Here is a 5,898-nt window from a genome sequence, read left to right on the forward strand (position 1 = left end):
GATGTGTATAAGAGACAGGTGCGGGACCTGCCGCAATTGCAGGCCGGGGTGCAAAGCGCAATCGACGTTCTCGGCGAGATCGACATCGTCGTCGCCAACGCCGGGGTGGTGGCGATCGGGCTTACCGACATCGAGTCCGAGCCGGTGTTCACCACGATCGTGGACACCAACCTCAAGGGCGTGTGGCACACGATGCTGGCGACGGTGCCGTCGATCATCCGCAAGGGCGTAGGCGGTTCGGTGGTGCTCATCAGCTCGTCGCAGGGTCTGACCGGCAAGGGCGGAGACGGGAGTGCGGCGATGTTCGCCTACGCCGCGTCCAAGCACGGTGTCGTCGGGCTCATGCGGTCGGCGGCGAATGCCTATGCGCCGCACAAGATTCGGGTCAATTCGGTGCACCCGGCCGGTGTCACGACGCCGATGATTCTCAACGACTTCGTGGTCAACCGGATGCTCGAGAACCCGAACCCGGCCGTCGCCCAGATGCTGCTGCCCGACGTGCCGCTGGTCGAGGCGCAAGACGTGACCGAAGCGGTGCTATGGCTGGTGGGCCCCCGCGCGCGTTACGTGACGGGCGTGTCGATACCCGTCGACGCCGGGCACGTTGTGATGTAGCCCGGACTAACGTCTGGCTAGCCCCGATGGGGCGACCCGCAGCGCCCGGCAACGCCGCGCTTGCGATCGCCCCTGCCCCGATGGGGCGACCCGCAGCGCCCGGCAACGCCGCGCTTGCGATCGCCCCTAGCCCCGGACGACCTTGCCGGCCTTGATGCAGGACGTGCAGGCGTTGAGGCGCTGCTTGTTGGCGCCCGGGCGGGTGACAACGTGCACCGTCTGGACGTTGGGGTCCCACCGGCGGCTGGTGCGGCGGTGGGAGTGCGACACCGACTTGCCGAAGCCGGGGCCTTTCCCGCAGATGTCGCACACAGCGGCCATGGTTCAAGCTCCTCAAATCTCGGGGGTCCGGCTCGGCGGTCTGACACGTGGCCGGGACAGCCCGGTTGACCGGGCCCAACCAGGATAGGTGATCGGCGTGGCAACCGCCAAAACGATCGGGACCGCTGTCGCCCCGTCTGGCTAGGCTCAATGGGCCGGATCGCCCCGCCGGCGGGTGGTGGTCACGGGCGGCCGCGGCGGGTGTCACCGGGCTACGCTGGCGCCCACGCTGGTTGTGAAGGAGGTGGGTAACACTGGGACCGTCGGAACGCCTGCTGGACGCGACCACCTTGCGGGATTGGGCGCACACCGCCGTCAGCGACCTCATCACCCACATCGACGAGATCAACCGGCTCAATGTCTTCCCGGTGGCCGACTCCGATACCGGCGCCAACATGCTGTTCACCATGCGATCGGCGCTGGCCGAGGCCAACGCCGGGCTGAATTCGGAGGGCGGGTCGGCGTGCGTCGCGCGGGCCGCCGCCGCGATGTCGGCCGGCGCCCTGAACGGCGCCCGCGGCAATTCCGGTGTGATTTTGTCGCAGATCCTGCGCGGCGTCGCCGACGTGACCGCGTCCGCGGCGGCCGACTCCGGCGGTGAACTGCCCCACATCGACGCCCCGACGCTCGGCGCGTCGCTGCGCCGCGGTGTCGAGCTGGTCATCGCCTCGATGGGCGGCCAGGAAATCCCCGGGACCATCGTATCGGTGCTGCGGGCCGCAGCCGACGCCGTCGGGGAGTGCGTCCAAGCCGGGGACGGGCTCACCCCGGCGCTCATCGCCGCCGGGGATGCGGCGGTGGTCGCCCTGGAAAAGACACCCGAGCAGCTCGACGTGCTTGCCGACGCGGGTGCCGTGGACGCGGGGGGCCGCGGCCTGCTGGTCCTGCTGGACGCCCTGCGCGCCACCGTCACCGGGCAGGCGCCCGCCCGGAGCGTCTACGAGTTGTCGCCGCGCGCGCCGCAACCGCAGGGCGCCGCCGAACGCCCCGCGCCGCAGTTCGAGGTGATGTACCGGCTGGACGGATGCGAACCGGCCGCGGCGGACGCCCTGCGGGACCGGCTCGGGGAGCTCGGCGATTCGGTGGGCATCGCCGCCGCGCCGTCGCCGGCCCACCGCACCTACTCGGTGCACGTGCACACCGACGACGCCGGCGCCGCAGTCGAGGCGGGGCTGGCCGCGGGGCGGCTGAGCCGCATCGTGATTTCGGCGTTGAGCTCCGGCGCCACCGGGCTGCCGGCCGGCGGCTGGACGCGGGAACGCGCGGTGCTGGCCGTCGTCGACGGCGACGGCGCCGCCGAGCTGTTCGGCGGCGAGGGCGCCTGCGTGCTGCAGCGGGACGCGGGTGGGGGCGACCCGGTCACCACCATCAGCGCGCACCAGTTGATGCGGGCGGTGATCGACACCGGCGCCGCGCAGGTGATGGTGCTGCCCAACGGCTACGTGCCCGCCGAGGAGCTGGTGGCCGGGTGCACCGCGGCCATCGGCTGGGGCATCGACGTGGTGCCGATCCCGACGGGATCGATGGTGCAGGGGCTGGCCGCGCTGGCCGTGCACGAAACCGGCCGGCAGGCGGTGGACGACGGCTACACCATGGCCCGCGCCGCGGGTGCCGCCCGGCACGGCTCGGTGCGCATCGCGACCGAGAGCGCGTTGACCTGGGCGGGGCGCTGCCAGCCCGGCGACGGCCTGGGCATCGCGGGGGACGAGGTGCTGATCGTGGCCGCCGACGCCATCGCGGCGGCCATCGGCCTGCTCGACCTGTTGCTGGCCTCGGGCGGTGACCTGGTGACCGTGCTGGTAGGCGCCGGCATCGAAACGGACGACGACGTCACGGCCGTGGCCGACATCCTGGAAGAGCACATGCACGACCATCACCCGGGGACCGAGCTGGTCACCTACCGCACCGGGCATCGCGGGGACGCGCTGCTGATCGGGGTCGAGTAGCCGTGGCCACGCTGCGCGACCGGCTGGACTTCGTGGTGGGCGCCAAGGCCGCCGATCAGCTCGACGAGGAGCTGGGCATCCGCACCGTCGACGACCTTTTGCGCCACTATCCGCGCAGCTACACCGAGGGCGCGACCCGCTGGGACTCCGACGACCGGAAGCCGCCGGCCGGCGAGCACATCACGATCGTCGACACGATCGCCGAAACCAAGACGTTCCCTATGAAGAAGACCCCGAACCGGGTGTGCCACCGCATCACCCTCGGCGCCGGCCGCAACAAGGTGACCGCGACGTTCTTCAACGCGAACTACCTGAAGAAGGACCTGACCAAGGGCACCAAGGTGATGCTTTCCGGCGAGGTCGGCTTCTTCAACAACGTCATGCAGCTGACCCATCCGGCGTTCCTCATCCTCGACTCCCCGGACGGCAAGAACCGCGGCACGAGCTCGCTGAAGAACATCGCCATCGCCTCGCAGGCCACCACCGGCGAGGTGCAGATGGCGGCGTTCGAGCGGGCCTTCTTCCCGATCTATCCGGCGACCACCAAGCTGCAGAGCTGGGACATCTTCCGGTGCGTGCGCCAGGTGCTCGACGTCCTGGATCCGGTGGACGACCCGTTGCCCGCGGAGCTGCGCGACCATCACGGCCTGGTCTCCGAGGACCGGGCGCTGCGCGACATCCACCTGGCCGAAGAGGAGGCGGCGCGCAGGCGGGCGCGGGAGCGGCTGACCTTCGACGAGGCGGTCGGGTTGCAGTGGGCTTTGGCGGCCCGGCGGCACAGCGAACTGTCGGAGTCCGGGCCCGCGGCGCCGGCGCGGCCCGACGGCTTGGCCGCGGAACTGTTGGGGCGCTTACCGTTCGAGCTGACCGCCGGCCAGCGCGAGGTGCTGGACGTGTTCGCGACGGAGCTGGCGTCGACCCGCCCGATGAACCGCCTGCTGCAGGGCGAGGTCGGTTCGGGCAAGACCATCATCGCGGTGCTCGCGATGCTGCAACTGGTGGACGCCGGCTACCAGTGTGCGTTGCTGGCGCCCACGGAAGTCCTTGCCGCCCAACATCTCCGGTCGATCAACGACGTACTCGGCCCGTTGGCGATGGCCGGCCAGCTCGGTGGTGCCGACCACGCGACCCGCGTCGCGCTGCTCACCGGATCGATGACGGCGGCGCAGAAGAAGCACGTCCGTGACGAGGTGGCCAGCGGTCAGGTCGGGATCGTCGTCGGCACCCACGCGCTGCTGCAGGACGCGGTGGAATTTCACCACCTGGGCATGGTGGTGGTCGACGAGCAACATCGCTTCGGCGTCGAACAGCGAGACCAGTTGCGCGCCAAGGCCCGTCCCGGTGTCACACCGCACCTGCTGGTGATGACGGCGACGCCGATACCGCGCACGGTAGCGCTCACCGTCTACGGCGACCTGGAAACGTCTACGCTGCGCGAACTTCCGCGCGGCCGGCAGCCGATCACCAGCAACGTCATCTTCGTCAAGGACAAGCCGGCGTGGCTGGAGCGGGCCTGGCGGCGCATCAGCGAGGAGGTCGCCGCCGGCCGCCAGGCCTATGTGGTCGCGCCGCGGATCGACGAGACCGACGATGCGGACAAGCAGGAGCAGAACACCAGGCCGTCGGAAACCGCCGAGGGTCTCTACGCCCGGCTGCGTTCGGGTGAGTTGGCGAAGGTGCGCCTGGGCCTGATGCACGGCCGGTTGTCCGCCGACGAAAAGGACGCCGCGATGGCGGCGTTCCGCGCTGGTGACATCGACGTGCTGGTGTGCACCACCGTCATCGAGGTCGGTGTGGATGTGCCCAACGCCACCGTGATGCTGGTGATGGATGCCGACCGCTTCGGCATCAGCCAGCTGCATCAGCTGCGTGGCCGCATCGGCCGCGGCAGCCATCCCAGCCTGTGCCTGCTCGCCAGCTGGGTTTCGCCGGAGTCGCCCGCGGGCCGCCGGCTGTCCGCGGTGGCCGCGACCCTGGACGGGTTCGCGCTGGCCGACCTGGACCTCAAGGAACGCCGGGAGGGAGACGTGTTGGGCCGCAACCAGTCCGGCCGCGCGATCAACCTGCGCCTGCTGTCGCTGGCCGACCACCGCGACGTCATCGAGGCCGCGCGCGAATTCTGCGTCCGCAGCTACGCCGACAACCCGGCCAACCCCGAATTGGCTTTGCTGGCAGCGCCTTTCGTCACCGGTGACCGGATCGAATACCTGGACAAGTCGTGAACCGCAGGGTGCTGCTGTGGCTGTCCGCGGTCGCGGCGCTCGCGCTGCTGGTGGCCTACCAGACGGTGGGGTCCACGGCGGCCAGGCACGCCGCCGAATACGCGGCGCGCGCCGACGTCCCCACGGTGCAACCCGGCTCCGACGTGCTGGCGGGCATCCCGGTGCTGCCGGTGCGGGCGCACCGGTACGACTACCGGCGGCCGGCGTTCGGCGACGCGTGGGACGACGACAACGACGCCCCGCTGGGGCACAACGGCTGCGACACCCGCGACGACATCCTCAACCGCGACCTCGTCGACAAGACGTACGTCGTCACCAAACGATGCCCGGACGCGGTGGCCACCGGCACCCTGCACGATCCCTACACCAACAAGACCATCGCGTTCCAGCGCGGCCCCAAGGTCGGGGAGGCGGTCCAGATCGACCACATCGTCCCGCTCGCCTACGCCTGGGACATGGGCGCCTACGGGTGGCCCGACGCCGAGCGGCTGCGCTTCGCCAACGACCCCGCCAACCTGCTGGCCGTCGACGGACAGGCCAACCAGGACAAGGGGGATGCGGCGCCCGCGCAATGGATGCCGCCGAACGCCGCGTTCGCCTGCCAGTACGCCATGCAGTTCATCGCCGTGTTGCGCGGCTACTCGTTACCGGTGGACCAGCCGTCGACGGGGGTGCTGCGTCAAGCGGCGGCCACCTGCCCGGCGGGCTAGCTGTACTGACCACGGACGTTGGTGACGGCGTGGCGTGGTGACATGACGAAGACCTCCGAGTGAAGTGCGAGCTGTCTAGGAACG

General features: G+C 70.4%; 5 protein-coding genes. 4 read left to right on the forward strand and 1 reads right to left on the reverse strand.

Annotated features, from left to right (window positions below; genetic code table 11):
* A partial coding sequence (locus tag WU80_RS23850) for an SDR family oxidoreductase (RefSeq protein ID WP_055405872.1) occupies positions 1–615 on the forward strand: 615 nt, incomplete at its 5' end.
* Positions 616–741: 126 nt separating this feature from the next.
* Here the strand turns inward: WU80_RS23850 and rpmB are convergent.
* Positions 742–936, reverse strand: a complete 195-nt coding sequence (gene rpmB, locus WU80_RS23855) for a 50S ribosomal protein L28 (RefSeq protein ID WP_055405548.1) — start codon at positions 934–936, stop codon at positions 742–744.
* A 254-nt stretch (positions 937–1,190) separates the two neighbouring features.
* On the opposite strand from rpmB, the gene WU80_RS23860 reads away from it, so the two are divergent.
* From WU80_RS23860 to WU80_RS23870, 3 genes are read left to right on the forward strand one after another with little or no spacing between them, the layout of a single operon-like run.
* Positions 1,191–2,882 (forward strand): DAK2 domain-containing protein, encoded by a 1,692-nt coding sequence (locus WU80_RS23860; protein ID WP_055405549.1) that lies wholly within the window; start codon positions 1,191–1,193, stop codon positions 2,880–2,882.
* Positions 2,883–2,884: 2 nt separating this feature from the next.
* On the forward strand, positions 2,885–5,104 hold the full coding sequence (gene recG, locus WU80_RS23865; protein ID WP_055405550.1) for an ATP-dependent DNA helicase RecG: 2,220 nt from the start codon (positions 2,885–2,887) through the stop codon (positions 5,102–5,104).
* Positions 5,101–5,814: an HNH endonuclease family protein gene (locus WU80_RS23870; protein ID WP_055405551.1), complete on the forward strand. Its 714-nt coding sequence runs from the start codon at positions 5,101–5,103 to the stop codon at positions 5,812–5,814. Before recG ends, WU80_RS23870 begins: the two co-directional genes overlap by 4 nt.
* Positions 5,815–5,898 lie beyond the last annotated feature (84 nt).

The organism is Mycobacterium sp. UM_11 (assembly GCF_001414075.1).
Classification (GTDB): domain Bacteria; phylum Actinomycetota; class Actinomycetes; order Mycobacteriales; family Mycobacteriaceae; genus Mycobacterium.

Bases quoted from the DNA above. Each gene is read 5' to 3' on its own strand.
- rpmB (WP_055405548.1), bottom strand. From the start codon at position 936: ATGGCCGCTGTGTGCGACATCTGCGGGAAAGGCCCCGGCTTCGGCAAG.